At 53.9% G+C, this 16,662-nt stretch carries 18 protein-coding genes; 4 read left to right on the top strand and 14 right to left on the bottom strand.

Features of this window, described 5'->3' with window-relative positions:
* Positions 1 to 68: 68 nt before the first annotated feature.
* The 5 genes from KI215_RS14400 to KI215_RS14420 all read right to left on the bottom strand — a co-directional run bounded on the left by KI215_RS14400 (position 69) and on the right by KI215_RS14420 (position 5,167).
* On the bottom strand, positions 69 to 581 hold the full coding sequence (locus KI215_RS14400; RefSeq protein ID WP_212773377.1) for a CBS domain-containing protein: 513 nt from the start codon (positions 579 to 581) through the stop codon (positions 69 to 71).
* A gap of 199 nt (positions 582 to 780) precedes the next feature.
* On the bottom strand, positions 781 to 1,749 hold the full coding sequence (gene trxB, locus KI215_RS14405) for a thioredoxin-disulfide reductase (RefSeq protein ID WP_212773378.1): 969 nt from the start codon (positions 1,747 to 1,749) through the stop codon (positions 781 to 783).
* Between the two features lie 279 nt (positions 1,750 to 2,028).
* Positions 2,029 to 2,346 (bottom strand): thioredoxin family protein, encoded by a 318-nt coding sequence (locus KI215_RS14410; protein WP_212773379.1) that lies wholly within the window; start codon positions 2,344 to 2,346, stop codon positions 2,029 to 2,031.
* A gap of 47 nt (positions 2,347 to 2,393) precedes the next feature.
* Entirely contained in the window at positions 2,394 to 4,127 is a 1,734-nt protein-coding gene (locus KI215_RS14415; protein WP_212773380.1) for a tetratricopeptide repeat protein, read from the bottom strand.
* Positions 4,128 to 4,216: 89 nt separating this feature from the next.
* Positions 4,217 to 5,167 carry a ribose-phosphate diphosphokinase gene (locus KI215_RS14420; protein WP_212773381.1) on the bottom strand — a complete coding sequence of 317 codons (951 nt, stop codon included), beginning with the start codon at positions 5,165 to 5,167 and terminating at the stop codon, positions 4,217 to 4,219.
* 360 nt (positions 5,168 to 5,527) lie between these two features.
* Here KI215_RS14420 and KI215_RS14425 point away from each other — a divergent pair, with 360 nt between their 5' ends.
* The gene (locus KI215_RS14425) at positions 5,528 to 6,253 is read left to right on the top strand and encodes a TrmH family RNA methyltransferase (protein WP_212775222.1); all 726 of its coding nucleotides are present in this window, start codon (positions 5,528 to 5,530) and stop codon (positions 6,251 to 6,253) included.
* A 309-nt stretch (positions 6,254 to 6,562) separates the two neighbouring features.
* On the opposite strand, the gene hisIE is transcribed toward KI215_RS14425, so the two are convergent.
* The 9 genes from hisIE to KI215_RS14470 form a co-directional block, all read right to left on the bottom strand.
* On the bottom strand, positions 6,563 to 7,207 hold the full coding sequence (hisIE, locus tag KI215_RS14430) for a bifunctional phosphoribosyl-AMP cyclohydrolase/phosphoribosyl-ATP diphosphatase HisIE (RefSeq protein ID WP_212773382.1): 645 nt from the start codon (positions 7,205 to 7,207) through the stop codon (positions 6,563 to 6,565).
* On the bottom strand, positions 7,186 to 7,962 hold the full coding sequence (hisF, locus tag KI215_RS14435) for an imidazole glycerol phosphate synthase subunit HisF (RefSeq protein WP_212773383.1): 777 nt from the start codon (positions 7,960 to 7,962) through the stop codon (positions 7,186 to 7,188). The genes hisIE and hisF overlap by 22 nt, the downstream gene beginning before the upstream one ends.
* Positions 7,959 to 8,705, bottom strand: coding sequence for a 1-(5-phosphoribosyl)-5-[(5-phosphoribosylamino)methylideneamino]imidazole-4-carboxamide isomerase (gene hisA / locus KI215_RS14440; protein ID WP_212773384.1), 747 nt, complete (start codon positions 8,703 to 8,705; stop codon positions 7,959 to 7,961). The genes hisF and hisA overlap by 4 nt, the downstream gene beginning before the upstream one ends.
* Entirely contained in the window at positions 8,702 to 9,322 is a 621-nt protein-coding gene (hisH, locus tag KI215_RS14445) for an imidazole glycerol phosphate synthase subunit HisH (protein WP_212773385.1), read from the bottom strand. Before hisH ends, hisA begins: the two co-directional genes overlap by 4 nt.
* Positions 9,323 to 9,324: 2 nt before the next feature.
* On the bottom strand, positions 9,325 to 9,915 hold the full coding sequence (gene hisB, locus KI215_RS14450) for an imidazoleglycerol-phosphate dehydratase HisB (protein ID WP_212773386.1): 591 nt from the start codon (positions 9,913 to 9,915) through the stop codon (positions 9,325 to 9,327).
* Entirely contained in the window at positions 9,908 to 11,200 is a 1,293-nt protein-coding gene (gene hisD / locus KI215_RS14455) for a histidinol dehydrogenase (protein ID WP_212773387.1), read from the bottom strand. Before hisD ends, hisB begins: the two co-directional genes overlap by 8 nt.
* Positions 11,197 to 11,841, bottom strand: a complete 645-nt coding sequence (hisG, locus tag KI215_RS14460; RefSeq protein ID WP_212773388.1) for an ATP phosphoribosyltransferase — start codon at positions 11,839 to 11,841, stop codon at positions 11,197 to 11,199. Before hisG ends, hisD begins: the two co-directional genes overlap by 4 nt.
* Positions 11,838 to 13,016 (bottom strand): ATP phosphoribosyltransferase regulatory subunit, encoded by a 1,179-nt coding sequence (hisZ, locus tag KI215_RS14465; RefSeq protein ID WP_212773389.1) that lies wholly within the window; start codon positions 13,014 to 13,016, stop codon positions 11,838 to 11,840. The genes hisG and hisZ overlap by 4 nt, the downstream gene beginning before the upstream one ends.
* A 183-nt stretch (positions 13,017 to 13,199) precedes the next feature.
* Positions 13,200 to 13,760 (bottom strand): non-canonical purine NTP pyrophosphatase, encoded by a 561-nt coding sequence (locus KI215_RS14470; RefSeq protein WP_212773390.1) that lies wholly within the window; start codon positions 13,758 to 13,760, stop codon positions 13,200 to 13,202.
* Positions 13,761 to 13,940: 180 nt separating this feature from the next.
* Between KI215_RS14470 and KI215_RS14475 the strand changes: the two genes are divergently transcribed.
* The 3 genes from KI215_RS14475 to KI215_RS14485 all read left to right on the top strand — a co-directional run bounded on the left by KI215_RS14475 (position 13,941) and on the right by KI215_RS14485 (position 16,500).
* Positions 13,941 to 14,087 (top strand): hypothetical protein, encoded by a 147-nt coding sequence (locus KI215_RS14475; protein WP_212773391.1) that lies wholly within the window; start codon positions 13,941 to 13,943, stop codon positions 14,085 to 14,087.
* Between the two features lie 216 nt (positions 14,088 to 14,303).
* Complete coding sequence (locus KI215_RS14480) at positions 14,304 to 15,386, top strand: quinone-dependent dihydroorotate dehydrogenase (RefSeq protein ID WP_212773392.1); 1,083 nt, start codon at positions 14,304 to 14,306, stop codon at positions 15,384 to 15,386.
* Between the two features lie 769 nt (positions 15,387 to 16,155).
* On the top strand, positions 16,156 to 16,500 hold the full coding sequence (locus tag KI215_RS14485; protein ID WP_212773393.1) for a hypothetical protein: 345 nt from the start codon (positions 16,156 to 16,158) through the stop codon (positions 16,498 to 16,500).
* Positions 16,501 to 16,662 lie beyond the last annotated feature (162 nt).

Here is a 16,662-nt window from a genome sequence, read left to right on the forward strand (position 1 = left end):
AACAAGCGGGGATGACCCCCGCTGAGACGATTTGCATATCCTGTGGGCGTGGAAAAACCAACCGGTCGTCATCTTCGGGGCAAAATGGAATCGGATTCCCGCGCTTCCCGCTTTGTTTCGGGATGAGAGTCCGCTTGCATTGCCTGCCAAAACTCCTGCTGAAAATACTCGGTCACCTTTTGCATCAATACCCGTCGGGGCAAGATACCAATAAATTTGTTTTTCACATCGATGATCGGAATGTAGGGCCGATCGATCAATACTTCAAAAGCGAATGAGAAAATGGAATTGGCCATGATTCCTGAGTGATTCTTGTTCATTGCTTCGTACACACGATGATGAGGGAGCATGTGGAAATTGAAATCTCCTTTGGACATCATGAAGTCCAAGATGTTCGTCTTACTGATCAATCCCTCGACTTCCCCGTTATCATTGATCACCGGGACCGATGCGTATCCGCGCCGCATCAACACCCGCAATGCACGCTCCAATGTCCAGTCGGGCGCCACCGTCACTACTTTTTCCTTCGGAATGATCAACGACGCAATCTCTCTGGAAAACAGGAATCCGTCGTTTTTCATACTGCTCTCCCCTGTCGCGGAAATGCGGTCGATAGGCTGGACATAAAAACACCGCCGGAAAGGCGCTCCGGCGGCGAAAAAACTTGCACCAGATGCGCCTTCTCTCCATTTCATGCGCAACTGCTTCGATCCGTTCGGACGCTGACATGTCCTTCACTTATCGAAACGGTAATCCGCACCGGAGAGTTCCCGTTGGTCTTCAGTTTCCCGCCGTCTGATGCGATGCCTCTTTTTCCAATTGCTCGTTCAATTCTTCAATATAATGCTGTGCCTCCATCGCGGCAATCGAACCGTCACCCGTAGCCGTGACGACCTGTCGTAACGTTTTGTCCCGCACATCTCCGGCAGCAAAGATACCCGGGATGCGCGTCCTCATCCGTTCATCGGTCAGGATGTATCCTTCCTCGTTGGTGATCCCCAACTCCCGGACACAAGCAGACAACGGTTCCATGCCAATATAGATGAACACCCCGTCACAGGGAAATTCGGAGACTTCACCGGTTACGCGGTTTCTCAGCTTGACGCCTTTGACCACTTCGTCGCCGATAATCTCTTCCACCACGGTGTTCCAGATAAAGTCTACCTTTTCATTTTTGAATGCGCGATCCTGCAGGATCTTCTGTGCACGAAGTTTGTCACGTCGGTGAATGATGGTTACCTTGCTGGCAAATTTGGTCAAAAACACGCCTTCTTCCACGGCCGAATCCCCGCCGCCGACCACCACGAGCACCCGGTTTTTGAAAAACGCACCGTCACACACCGCGCAATAGGAAACACCACGCCCGGACAACTTATCTTCTCCCGGCACACCCAATTTCCGGTGTTCCGCGCCGGAGGCGACAATCACCGCTTTGGCCAGATACGTCTGCTTGGAAGTGATCACCTTTTTGTACGGGTAACCGTCCTCGACTCGTTTCACATCGCCGTATTCGTACTTGGCCCCGAATTTTTGGGCATGGGACAACATTTTGTTGGAGAGGTCCGGACCTAATATATGCTCAAATCCCGGGTAATTTTCGATATCCTCTGTATTGGCCATCTGCCCCCCTGGGATGCCCCGCTCAATCATCACGGTGTCCAAATTGGCACGCGCAGCATATACTGCGGCTGTCATACCCGCAGGGCCGGCACCGATAATCACGACGTCGTATACCTTTTCTTCTGCCACAGCCAATCCTCCCTCTGGTTATACAATCGCATGCAAACATCCCACGTTCGAGGTGGGATGTACAATGGAACCTTTCCAACTCCTGTATACCCGTTTTGCTGCCATCGATAACTCGAAAAATGCCAAAACAGAGCCCATTTAAAACAGGTTCCCACCTGTCGGCGTAACCTTCGCCACGGCGGGAACTGTTTCGCAAGGGCGAGTCTCCTCGATTGCATCCATTTGTCAGGTTCGCCTGAAAGCCGCTCAACCGGGCAAGCGGCTCACACTCTTCACCCTTTATTTGGCCATCTGTTCCAGAAATGTTTCGATCTGTTCCTGAGTTTTGGCCTCCCGACTCGGCAGACGGCCGGTTTCCCGACCGTCTTCGAACACGATGAATGTCGGAATCCCTCTTACATTATATTGTTCTGCGATGGTACGTGATTCATCCACATCGATCTCGCCAAACTGAAAATCGGAAGCAAACTTTTTCTCGATCTCAGGCAAAAACGGTGCCACTCGTTTACAGTCGACGCACCAGCCGGCATTGAACTCCACCACTTTTTTTCCTGATGCGATAAACTGTGCAAACGACTGTTGATTCAATTTTTCCATCGCACTCTCCCCCCTTGCAACCTCACGATGTCAACGCCCGATGCTGTTTACTCGGTTGAACGGGTGGAAATCTCCTTGAAATGGCGGCTCAGTGCACATGTTTGTTCCATCTGGCGGGCGTGTCTGCCGACTGTGGACGGGGATACGCCGTATTTTTCCGCCACTTCTGTTTGTGTCCGCCCTTGTCCGTGCAGCTTGGCGATCACATATTCCAAGGCAGCCGCCCAGCCTTCCACTTTTCTGACGGTGGGCAACTCCTTTTGTTTTTGCGTCAAAAAGGCGGTCCACAAGATCTGTGCGTCTTGGAGCAACGCCTCTGGATAACGACCTTTCATGTGGCCGAAGCAGCATTCCAGCACTTGGCGCCAGACTTGGATCTCACTGGCTTGCTTGGCCAATTGTTCTGCCGAAATGACGTGCTCAGCACCACCCATCCGGACACGGTAAGGACCTTTGGCCCCAATCTGATACAAGATCATCAGGGCCGTTTTCTTCAGTTCATCATCGTGATCCGGACTCAACAGGAACTGGCGCAGGATTTGCTCCACTTCCTCATCCGCCATCCAGCTCAACAAATGCAGGATTTGCTGTTTCGTCTCCTCATCCCCGTGTTGGAGGGCCCAGTAAAACGACGAACGGACCAAGGGGTTGACCCGAAATTGCTCGGGCACGGGGTTCGTCTGATCCTTCGACGACTTCGCCTGTTCATGAAACGGCAACTGATAATGGTAGCTGATCAGCGGAAGCTCCCGCTGATCCAGACGCCATTTCTTTAGCAAGCCCAGATAGTACCGGGGTACGGGAGAATCAGGATCCATCTCGGCTGCGATGCTCCAGTACTTTTGTGCCTTGCGCCAGCGACCTGTATTCATCGATGCGGCTGCAAGATAATGATACAAGCTGGGTTCCGGCTGACTCTCCATCAGAAGCAGACGGTGAAATGCTTTGTAAGCAGCTTCGTGTTCCCCCAGAATGCCCAATGTGGTGGCCAGTTTGTACAGATGCTCCACATGAGTGGGAACGAGCTTTTTCAACATGCCAACCAACCGGTCCCGCTCTGATTCACGTCCCAGGTGCTGATACAGCACGGCCAAGTTGCACAACGCATGCAAATTTCCCCGGTCTGTCTCCAGCACCTGATGGATCGTGTCCACCGCCCGCTGAAACTGGCCCGTGTAATAATACGCCAATGCCAGATTGTTACGTGCGGCCAAAAAGTCGGGATACGCTTCCACCAGTTCCTCCAGCAGTTGTGTGGCCAGAACGAAGCGCCCTTCTTCCAAATGTTTGCGGGCTGTATCGTGCTTGACAAACCATTCCGGACGATCCACGCGCTCCGGACGCCGCGGAGGCCGCCCCAGTTCGTAGGCCAGCATCTGGAGCATTTCTTCCGCTTCTTCGGCAAACTCGCCGTCCGGGTCTTTCTCCAAATAGGTGACCAAATATTCTTCGGCCAACTCGAAATCGTCCATGTTGGCCGCATTATTCGCCATGTAGAAATAACACTCGTGCAATTCCGGATCGATTTCGTTCAACACGGTTTCCAACACTTCATTGGATTCATCAAACCGCCCCATCTCGGATAAAATCCCCGCCAAATTGCAGTGATTGATGGGGTTGTCCGGTTCCTTCTCCACTGCCAGACGGAAATATTTCAATGCTTTGGGGTAGTTTTGCTTGTCCAGCGAGCGAACCGCCCGCTCAAAGAAAAAACCGGCATCCATACGAAGCCGAACGACTTTTCTCGATTGATTTCGCCATTTTGCTTCTTGTTTTTTCATGTTTTCCCCCCACCCAGCACCTGTTACAAGCTGGTGGTCGGTATTTGGTGATCGACTTTGGAAAGATTATACCACAATTTCACACAGGTTTACATTCCCCCGCGGAACAATGTGCTGATCGACCCTCCCCGTTCGATCAGATCGATTGCTTTCGCCAACAAGGGCGCCATCGACAACACTTTCAGTTTGGGCGAGGACACCACTTCCGGCAATGGCAGGGTGTCCGTGACGACCACTTCACGGATGCCGGGATGAACCAATCGTTCCCACGCACGATCGGAAAACACGGGATGGGTGGCACACACGTACGCCGGTTCGGCACCTTTGGCCAGCAATCCCTCCACAACACTCACAATCGTGCCGCCGGTATCGATCATATCCTCGATGACTATGGGGGTTCTCCCCTCCACTTCGCCGATGATATGCGTAATGTCCGCCTTATGATGGGCCGGCCGCTTTTTCATCATGATCGCGAACGGGGCATCCAGATACGTGGCCAGTTTTTCTGCCATTTTGGCTCTTCCTGCGTCAGGAGAGACTACCACCGGGTTCATGATGTTCTTTGATTTGAGATATTCCGTCATATGGTCTAGTGCGGTTAGATGATCGACGGGTGTGTGAAAAAATCCCTGGATGGCGGGTGCGTGCAAATCGATGGTGATGACGCGATCAATACCGACCACCGTCAGCAAATCAACCACCACTTTGGCCGTGATCGGCTCCCGCGGTGCATCTTTCTTCTCCTGGCGGGCATAACCGAAATAGGGAATCACTGCATTGACGCTGCAGGCGGAAGCCCGTCTGGCGGCATCTGCCATGATCAGGAGTTCCATCAGATGGTCGTTGATCGGATGGGAAAAGGTTTGCACGATATATAAATCGGCATTGCGCACGCTTTCTTCATAGTGAACGTAGATTTCTCCGCTTTTGAAGCGGCTGATCCGCACACTGCCCAATTGCTTCTTTAAATGGGATGCGATTTTCTCGGCCAGTTTCGGGTTGGACGTACCGGAAAACAACATGTATCCCTTGGATTGCATAAGTGGTACAATCCCTCCGTTTGGTTTCCCGCGACAGCTTGCCACGCATCATCGTATGAACATTTCCTCATTTCCGTCCCGTTTCCTCCCAAAAAAAGAAAAAAGACCGACAGGATGAACCGTAAACGTTCCGCTTTTGAACAACATCAGCCCAAGCATCAACATACTGCGGTAAGAACAGGAAATAAATGGATTATTTGCGCGAATCAAGGAGTTGTAGTAAAGTTTCAGTGAATAAAGCTTCTATTCAACCCGATCCAAAGCAACAAAGTGTATCCACAATATGGGAGAGGGGGGTAGAAGTTGCGAGTGTCTACAGTAAGGTTGCAAGAGTTCAAGAAAGAAATTGATGTTATACAGATGCTGCTGGAAGCAGGTTTATTCCAGGAAAAAGAGCGCTGGATATTGGAGATGATTCGGCCTGAGCGATTGATGCGGTTGTATCAGGTGCTGAATCAACGTACCAGATATATCTCCGTGTTGCTTGAAGCTGTTGATGACGGACACAACCAGGCAGCGGTTCTTAGAACGGCGGATGCCTTTGGTATCCAGGATATTTCCGTTGTCACCGGGAATCAACCGTTTGAACCAAGCAAGAAGATTACCCAAGGTGCCCATAAATGGCTGACGATCAAGAAGAAACCAGACCTGCAAACGGCGGTGAAAGATCTGAAGTCGGAGGGTTATCAAATCTACGCCACATATCTTGGGGATGGTGCGGTACCGGTCGAAGAAATCGACCTTTCCAAACCCACCGTGCTCATTTTCGGCAATGAGCACAAGGGAATCTCGGAAGAAGCGGCCAATCTGGCAGATGGGAAATTCTACATTCCCATGTATGGCTTTGTGCAAAGTTTCAATATCTCCGTAGCAGCGGCGCTTGCCCTGCAGGAAGTAACGAAACGGGCCCGTGAAACGGCCAAAGAGCGCTATTATCTGACTGACAAGGAGAAGCGGGAGTTATACCTGGAATGGATCTTAAAAACGCTTCGACCACAAACCCGGAAAAAGGTGCAAAAGAGATTGGAGATGTCAGGGCAATCGCTTGCCAACCATGAAAGCAGCATCCACAGGCTAACTGGCTAGGATGTGTCTGGTGAATACTGTCCAATTGCTTTCCCGGCTCGCTCCACCTGCGCCCTGCAAGGAAGCAGACCATGACCGTTCCGACCCGGAGCGCAGAAAGCGGGCAAGTACGTCTTCTTCTTGAGGAAATTGCCCGTGATTTCATTCCTGCGCTTTCCGGGGCTTCACTCGGCTGGACCTCGGCCAATCTCACTTGGGAAACATTTCCCCTTTACTGATACATCACTGAAACAGAGCTGACTCCTGTCAGGCCGTGCAAAGGGAAAAACAAAGCCCACCATCGTGCAGATGGTGGGTGGCTTTTATCCATTATTCCTTCTGATCGGCATAACGTCCGCGCAATTCGGCCAATACGTCGTCCAACGGCAGTTTGGCGTGCCTGAGCAACACCAACAGATGGAACAGCAGATCGGCCGTCTCATACCGCAATTCCTCATGCGATTCGTTTTTGGCAGCGATGATCACTTCGGCTGCCTCTTCGCCCACTTTTTTCAGGATTTTGTCCAGTCCTTTTTCAAACAGATAGGTGGTGTAGGAGCCTTCCGGGCGTTCCGCCTCACGCCGGGTGATGAGGGATTCCAACCGGTTGAGGATGTCAAATCTGTCGGTTGTCGGTTGATCCCCGGATGGATCGACGGGACGAAAACAACTGACGGCACCGGTGTGGCAGGCCGGTCCGTTGGGGATCACCTTGACCAACAGGGCATCCCGGTCACAATCCCACTGAAGGGAAACGACGCGCTGCGTATGACCCGACGTTTCCCCTTTGTGCCAGAGAGATTGGCGCGAACGGCTCCAAAACCAGGTTTCCCCCGTCTCGATCGTTTTTTTCAACGCGGTTTCATTCATATAGGCCAGCGTCAACACTTCCTTGCTCACCGCATCCTGAACGATGACGGGAACAAGGCCGCGTTCGTCCCACCGGATCGCGCTTATGTCGATTTGACCGTCCACCGCACGTTCACTCCTTTGTCCGCCAAATACCGTTTCACTTCTTCGATGGAAAGCTCCTGATAGTGGAAAATGGACGCCGCCAGTGCCGCATCCGCTCCCGCTTCTTCAAAAGCCTCATAAAAGTGACGTGCCTCCCCGGCCCCTCCGGAAGCAATGACCGGCACGCGTACCGCATCCGCCACTGCGCGGGTGAGTGCCAAATCGTAGCCGTCCTTTTGTCCGTCCTGGTCCATGCTGGTGAGCAGAATCTCTCCAGCCCCACGATCAACGGCTTCCTTGGCCCATTCGACAGCACGTTTACCTGTTTCCCGCCTGCCGCCGTGCGTGTAGACGAACCAATCGTCCTGTTCGGAATCGTATTTGGCGTCGATCGCAACGACGATGCACTGGCTGCCGAACCGGCGAGCGCCATCTTCGATCAGCTGGGGATTCAAAATGGCGGAAGTGTTGATCGACACCTTGTCCGCACCGGCACGAAGGAGCCGGAACATATCCTCCACCGAACCGATGCCGCCTCCGACCGTAAAGGGGATCGTCAGTTGCGCCGCGGCATTTTGCACCACATCGATCATCGTTTTGCGCCCTTCGTGGGAAGCGGAAATGTCCAGAAAGACCAGTTCATCCGCGCCTTCCCGGTCATACAGACGGGCCAGCTCCACGGGATCGCCGGCATCTCGCAGCTGTTGGAAGGAAACCCCTTTGACCACGCGTCCGTCTTTTACATCCAAGCAGGGAATGATCCGTTTGGTAATCATGGGGTTGCCTCCTCACCTTCAACGGCACGAACTGCCTCACTCAATCGGATGTCGCCGGTGTACAGCGCCCGGCCCACGATGGCCCCGGCCACGCCTTCCTGTTGATAACGGGCCAGTTCCGCCAGATCGGACACGTCCCGCACGCCACCGGAAGCGATTACCTGCTTGCCGCAGGCGCGGGCAAGCGAGCGCACCGCTTCGACGTTGGGACCTTGCAGGGTGCCGTCCCGGGAAATATCCGTGAAAATGAACGTTTCCGCTCCGTGTCTGGCCATCTCCACTGCCAATTCCTCAGCGCTCACTTCGGCCGTTTTCAACCATCCGTGGGTGGCGACGCGTCCCTCACGCGCATCTACACCCAGTGCGATCCGGTCACCGTAGTCGGCCAACGCCGTACGGACAAACTCCGGATCGTCAATGGCGGCAGAGCCGATCACCGCCCGCTGCACACCGATCGACCACAAACGCTCCAGCCGCTCACGTGTGCGCACGCCACCCCCCACCTGCACCGGAATGTCCACCGCAGCCACAATGGAACGGATCACGTCCTCGTTGACCGCTTCACCGGAGCGAGCCGCATCCAGATCCACCACGTGAAGCCAGCGCGCCCCCTCACGCGCAAATTGCCGCGCTACTGCGACAGGATCTTGGGCGTACACTGTTTCTGCATCGTAATCACCTTGGTATAAGCGGACGCATCGTCCGCCGCGCAAATCGATCGCCGGATATACGACGAAGCTCATACCATTCCCACCTTTTCCTGACAACGCTCGGCAAATCGTTTCAGCAGAGCCATACCCAGTTTCCCGCTTTTCTCCGGATGAAACTGCATGCCCACAATATGGCCGCGACCCACAATCGCCGTGACCGGTCCGTGATAATCCGTCACCGCCCATACGTCCTCCGGATTGTCCGCCTGAACGTGATAGGAGTGGACGAAATAGACGTGACCTTCCTCGATGCCGCTGAAAAACGGATGCGGCCGATCAAACGACAACCAGTTCCAGCCCATGTGCGGCACTTTCATCTCACCAGTAAACGGCACCACATGGCCCGGCAACAGGTTCAATCCTTGATGGTATCCGTGTTCCTCACTGCTGGTAAACAGCAGTTGCATTCCGAGACAAATGCCCAACAGCGGTTTGCCTGCCAATACCTCTTCGCGGATGACGTTGTCCAAACCGCGCTCTCCCAGTTCCCGCATGGCATCGCCGAACGCACCCACTCCGGGGAGAATCAGCGCGTCGGCTTTTCGGAGTTCTTCGGGATCTTCCGTCACCCTGTATTCAAATCCCATGCGTTCCAGCGCCTTGCTGACGCTGTGCAAATTGCCCATCCCGTAATCCACGATGGCAATCATCGTCACAGCACTCCTTTGGATGAAGGTACGCCTTTGACACGCGGGTCGATCTGAGTCGCCTCGTCCAGTGCCCGTCCCGCCGCCTTGAACAGCGATTCGATCATATGGTGTGTGTTGCGTCCATAATGCAGAATAATATGCAGGTTCATCCGCGCCGACAGCGCCAACTTCCAGAAAAACTCATGGACCAATTCAACGGTAAACGTACCGACCCGCCGATCAGGGAATTCGGCACGGAACTCCAGATGCGGTCGGTTGGACAAATCGACGACCACCTGACCCAACGTCTCATCCATCGGAACAAACGCGTTGCCGTAACGCCGAATCCCTTTTTTGTCCCCCAGTGCTTCCGCCAGTGCCATGCCCAAACAAATGCCGATGTCCTCCACGGTGTGGTGATCGTCAATGTGGATATCCCCGCGTGCGGTTACTTCCAGATCAAACAGACCGTGTTTGGCGAACAGATCCAACATGTGCTCCAAAAATGGGACGCCGGTATCCAATTGCGTCCGACCCGTCCCGTCCAGATTGAGCCGGACCACAATGTCCGTTTCGTTGGTTTTTCGCTTGATTTCCGCCGTTCGCTCACGCATTGTTTTCACCCTTTTCCTTCCGTTCCAGCCGCACGCGGATTGAAGCCGCATGGGCTCCCAATCCCTCGCCCTCGGCCAGACGCACCACATGCAGTCCGTCCCGGAACAGAGCTTCACGGCTGTACGCAATCACGCTCGATTTTTTCACGAAATCGTCCACACTGAGCGGCGAAGAGAAACGCGCCGTCCCGTTGGTCGGCAGTACATGGTTGGGTCCGGCGAAATAATCGCCAACGGGCTCGGGGCTGTACGGTCCGAGGAAGATCGCCCCGGCGTTTTTTATTTTCCCGATCCAGTCCCAAGGCTGTTTCACCATCAGTTCCAGATGTTCCGGAGCCAAACGGTTGGCGGTGACGATCGCCTCTTCCATGTCACTCGTCACACAGATGGCTCCTTGCTCCCGCAACGACTGCGCGGCGATCTCCCTGCGTTCCAACCGTTCGCACTGTTGCACCAATGCCTCAGCCACATGCTTGGCCAATGTGGGGGACGGTGTGATCAACACCGCCGAAGCCAACGGGTCGTGTTCGGCTTGGGACAACAGATCCGCCGCCACCCATTCCGGATCGGCAGTTTCATCAGCCACGACCACAATTTCGCTTGGTCCGGCGATCATGTCTATGGCCACATCGCCGAACACCATCTGTTTGGCAAGGGCAACGTAAATGTTTCCCGGCCCGACGATTTTGTCGACAGGACGAATCGATTCGGTTCCGTACGCCAATGCGGCAACGGCTTGTGCACCGCCTACTTTCCAAATTTCCGTCACACCGGCTTCCTTGGCTGCAACCAGCGTGGTGGCAGGGATACGTCCATCCCGGTCGGGCGGCGTTACCATCGCGATTTCCTCCACCCCCGCCACCTGCGCGGGAATGGCGTTCATTAACACGGAGGATGGATAAGCTGCTCGCCCTCCCGGTACATAAATACCGACCCGTGCGAGCGGTCGGATCAATTGACCCAGTATGGTGCCGTCCACTTCCGGATGAAACCAAGATGTCTGTCGTTGACGTTCGTGGTAGCGACGGATCCGATCGGCCGCCTGCCGGAGGGATGCCAGCCACTCTTGCGTCACTTCCCGATAAGCCGCCGCAATTTCCTCCTCCGTTACATCCAGCCGCGTCAGATCGGCTCCATCAAACCGACGCGTGTAGGCGAGCAAAGCCCCGTCGCCTCCATTACGCACTTCATTCAGTATGGTGCGCACCGTCTGCCGCTGTTGCTCCGTTCCCTTGTCCACCGACCGGCGGGTGTTCAGCTCCCCCGGCTTCACGATTGCGATCATCGCACGCTCCCTCCTTGACGAACCGTATCGGCCAACGAGCAGGTCAAGGCATCAATTTGTTCACTTTTCATGCGGTAGCTGGACCGGTTCGCGATCAGACGCGAGGTGACCGTCGTGATGGTTTCCAGTTCCACCAGTCCGTTTTCTTTCAGGGTGCGCCCGGTGGATACGATATCCACGATCCGATCGGCCAAACCGATCAAAGGAGCCAGCTCGATCGAACCATTCAGCCGTATCACTTCCACCTGCTGCCCCCGTTCACGGAAATACCGGTCGGCAATGCGGGGATATTTCGTCGCCACCCGCGGATGCAGCGTCGGTTGCCAATCCGGCAAACCGGCGACGGAGATCCGGCAGGGGCTGATGCGCAGATCGAGCAGTTCGTACACGTCCCGTTCCTCTTCCAACAACACGTCCTTGCCCACCACGCCCAGATCGGCCGTACCATACTCCACATATGTCGGCACATCCATCGGTTTGGCGAGGAAAAAGGAAAGGCCGGCTTCCGGCACAGTGACGATCAATTTCCGTGAATCCTCGCTCAGCTCGTCCGGAATGGGAAAACCGGCTTCTCGCATCAGGTGGACGGCTTCCTCAAAGATCCTCCCTTTTGGCATCGCGATCGTCAACATGTTGTTCATCGCCCTTCCTCCTCCCCGATCCGGATCACTTCGTCAAATAACGCCAACCATTCGTCCGACGGATGTCCGCCTTGATCATCCCGCCACTGCAACACGACATGGTGTCCCTGTTCGCGCATCCGCTCGGCGACAAGAATCGCTTCCGGCCGTTGTGACCGGTCATACAGAACGGCCACTCGCCGCTTCTGCATATCCGGCACGCCGCCTGCCTCCATCACGCGATCCAGCTTCACCGCAAACCCTGTCGCCGGAAGCGGACGGTCAAACCGCTCCAACAATTGGTCGTAACTGCCCCCGCTCAAGACAGGGAACCCCAGGGAAGCCGTATAGCCTTCAAAATAAATGCCCGTATAATAGCCCAAACTGCCGACCAACCCCAAATCCAGCACCACGTGCGGCGTCACGCCGAAATCGGCGAGCGACGACCACATGGCTGAAAGCCGCTCCACCGCCGCTTGTGTCTCCGGCGACGATGTCACCAAGTTGAGACACATCAACTCCGACGGATTTCTCCTCACCTGGAGCAACGAGGTCAGTTCCCGTTTTACCGAATCAGGCAAGGAAAATCGCTCCAACAAACCGAAAAACCCGACTACATTGCGGGCTCCCAACGATTCCTTCAGTTCTTGGACCGCCCCTTCATCCGCCACTGCTTGCCGCAGCACACCATCCAGCAGGCCCACATGACCCACCGCCAATTGAAACGCGTCCAAACCACATGCCCGAATCGTTTCCACCGCAAGCGCGATCACTTCCGCTTCTGCTTCGGGCGAAGCCTCCCCGACGAGCTCCACACCGGATTGGAAAAACTCGGCGTTGCGACCCGCGGAACGTTCTTGCGCCCGAAACACGCTGCCATGGTACAACAGGCGAAGCGGCACGGGCACCTCACGCAATACGGACCCCACCACGCGTGCGATCGGTGCGGTTTGGTCGGGACGCAGCACGAGCGTTTTTCCTTCCCGGTCGATCAGCTTAAACAATTTCTCTTCGGGAATGGCACTGGCGCGACCCACGGTGTCATGGTACTCCAGCGTCGGCGTAATCACTTCCTGATATCCCCAACGCTCGAAACACCGGTGAATCCGCTCTTCCACCGCGCGTTTCTTCGCCGCCAACGACGGCGGAAAATCACGAAATCCGGTCGGTTTTTCAAATTCCCGCGGTTTTGCCATCCCATTCCACTCCCAGCGATACTTTAGTTTGCTAATAAATTAAAGCGGTCATTTTTCTGGTAGTGTAACACCGACTTCCATCAGCGTCAATCCCCTAGTAGGTTGTTTGGCGATCTCTTTCGATCCATAATGGACAATAATTTTTACCAACATCCTTTAGAATGCCTCTTTCCCTTCACTCCATCACCGGCTCAACAACCATTCCGCCATTTGCTCCAGTGCGCGACTGCGATACGAATACTTCATTTGTTCTTCAGGCGTCATCGCTCCCAATACCCGCGTTTCACCGTCGGGAATAAAGATGGGATTGAAAGGCAAGCCCGGTTCCGGTCGGATGCCATCAGGAATCGGATCGAGGATGCGCCCGGGTGTCCTTGCAGCAAACAGACGGGTTTCCCCATCCCAAGAAACGGCGATGCAACCTTCAAACCAAGCCGTCCGATCTTCCCCTTCCAATAGTTTTCTCACTCCGCGGTAACCAATCCGGTCAAACACCCTTTTGGTCAACACACCGGGAAAATGGTTGTACGCGGCGAAAAAGATGCCGGCGTCATCCACCATGACACGGTCATATCCCATCCGACGAATTTGCCGCAGTTTTTCCATGGTTACCGTTTGAATTTCCCCACTGGTAGGCTCCCACAAATCGACGGATAATCCGATCACTTCAATCCCGAACCGGGATAGTACCCGTTTCGCTTCTGCCAATTTTCCTTCATTTTGAGTGGCGAATTGCAACTTCACTTCCCATTCCCCCGTTCCCGTACCATTATAAGGGATGGCAGTCGGTGTATGGGCAAAAAACCGTCATACTCAGAGGACGATACTTTTTTTATACTGAAGAGGGAAAAAATCACGGTTACCATGCCCGGCTCCGCATATCTCATGCCCATCACTTGAAACCTGAAACGGAGGAGGGAGAACATGAGCTCATTGGCCCATCTCTTCATCATGATCGGCATCATCCTGGAACTGGCCGGTGCGTTTTTCCTGCTCCGAAGAAACAGCGCCGGTTGGGAAGCGGTAGTTCTGGGTCTGCTCTGCCTGCTGGTTGGCTTTCTGGCCCGTTGACAAATCGGTTGCCAAAGTCAACAGTTGGCCCTTATCCCACTCACCCCTTTGGATGAGGGTATGTAAGAGAACCATCAGCCCGCTACGATTCGGTTCGCCGATCGCTCGGAAAAAACCGCTTTGTTTAAGCCTTTTCGCTTCCGTTTGAGTGCTTCTCCTCCTGAAAATGTGGTATCCTACCATACGAAACCCTGACCGGAAAGGACGCGAGTACCCTTGTATGCAATATGGAGAAAATGGCTGTTTCGATTGGACCCGGAAACTGCACATGAGTGGACGATACGCAGTTTGCAGGCCATGCAGTCTGTCCCTGCATTTCTTGCCGCTGTCGAACGCCGCATGTGCGTAATGGATGATCGGCTCGCCGTCCGTTGCTGGAATCGCATTTTCCCTAATCCCGTCGGTTTGGCGGCCGGGTTCGACAAACACGCAGGTGTATACCCGGCGCTGGCCGCTTTCGGATTTGGATCGATCGAGGTGGGGACACTCACCCCGCGACCTCAACCGGGCAATCCGAAGCCGCGCCTGTTCCGTCTGCCGGAAGACGAGGCTATCATCAACCGAATGGGCTTCAATAACAGCGGCATCGAACATGCAGCCCGATCATTTGTCAGTCTTCCCCGTCCCGCCATTCCCATCGGCATCAATTTGGGCAAAAACAAGGAAATCCCCAATGAAAAGGCGGCCAATGACTACCGAATTGGCTTGCGAACGCTGTACAGATACGGCGATTATTTCGTCATCAACATCAGTTCTCCCAATACCCAAGGATTGCGTGATCTTCAGCAAGTGAACGCCCTAGACCGATTGTTGGCCGAGGTGATGGCGGAAAAACGGCAACTGCAAAAAGAAACGGGCGAAGAGCGACCCATTCTGCTCAAGGTGGCCCCCGACATGCCGTTGGAAATGCTGTCCGATATGGTACGAATCGGATTGCAACACCGCATCAACGGATTCATTGCCACCAACACCACGTTGACCCGGGAAGGATTGAAAAACGCACATGCCGGGGAAACAGGCGGCTTAAGCGGAAAACCACTCCGTCGCAAATCCACTGAATTTATCCGGCACATCTACCGGGAAACCGAGGGTAGCGTCCCCATCATCGGGGTAGGTGGCATCTTTACCGGTGAGGACGCTTATGAAAAAATACGGGCGGGCGCCCGGCTGGTGCAGGTGTATACCGGCATGATCTACCGCGGCCCCGGCATCGCGCGGGAGATCAATCAAACGTTGATCCGTGTTTTGGAACGTGACGGCTTGAATTCGATTGAAGCAGCCGTCGGAGCTGACGTGTGACGATCTAACTCGAGCTGTAGAAGATCGTCACTGGTTCTCCACCTGGTGTTAAGTGGGAATGACGGTCCGGAACAGAAGGACCGTCCCTCCCAAACCACGTTATTGTGAAAACACCGTCAGAGGATGTGAAACACCAGTCAATCGTTTTGAGAACAAAAAAATAACCCTCTTAATGATGGGCAGGTTGTGACAAAACTATCCGATTCCCCTTTAAACTCTCGTATCATGCTTAAACAAAGATCAGAATCGCTTTCCCACGCCTATGTTGACGGGAATTTTTCCTGTTCCCGAACAGAAACGTCCTTTTCCTCTTATATTCAGACCTACATTAACAGACTGACTTGTTAGTAGAGCGAGTCTTAATGCTCTTCTAATTCCAAGGTAATTAGCAATATTACCCCACTTAAAACTTCAAACCTATATTCACTTGCTGACCTGTTTCATAAGGGATTCTTAATGCTGTTTTCACATCTAATGGCATATGACTCACTTGGGGAATGCGGTTCTCATCGGTTTACCCGTTACATGGAGCGATATCGATGAGTCTGGGTGTATCTAGGATGGGAAAACATGTCCTTTAGGACTTCGTCACGATCAGCCTCATTATCAGTATCGTGGTCATTTTGGCGCTGATGTTGGTATTATTTATAATGTAGTCTGCCAACCCGCCAAATCGACAGCCAACCAAATTTTAAATATAAAAGAGGGAATATCCCATCATTCTGTCGAAATCCGGTATCATGACACTTTACTAAAGTGAGGCGAACCCATGATGGAGGACAGGAACCGATCCGCTCGTTTCGGTTACGCTTGTTTCGTGACCGTTACGGGGGTCGCCTTGGGATTGTGGGGAACATGGAGTGACCTGGATCCGCGTACCCCCCGATTCCTTCCCATCTTCCTCACGGAATGCGCGCTGTTGCAAGTAGTTTTAACGCTTCCGCCACTACTCGTCCGACGCCCATCGATCCAATCATTGGCGCTCAGCGGGGCATTCGCCACCGGCATTTTCGCTCTTTGTGTCGATCCTTACCACTGGTTCATTCCCAGCTTTTTGATCATGACCGGGGGATATTATGCCGTCGATCAAACCAACAGGACATCCATACGATGAAGCTGTGGCCGTTAGGATAGCGGGAGCGGCGACGGTTGCCGCACCCCGGTTGCTTGCTCACAATGTTCCGTGGAAACGGGTAATCTCTCTTATTGCATCGACTGCCTTGTGTCGTATCGCCACTGACCAAAAAAGAGTAAGGAAGGATTTCCCGCTCTTTGC

Origin of the sequence: Polycladomyces abyssicola (assembly GCF_018326425.1) — a bacterium.
Lineage (GTDB): Bacteria > Bacillota > Bacilli > Thermoactinomycetales > JIR-001 > Polycladomyces > Polycladomyces abyssicola.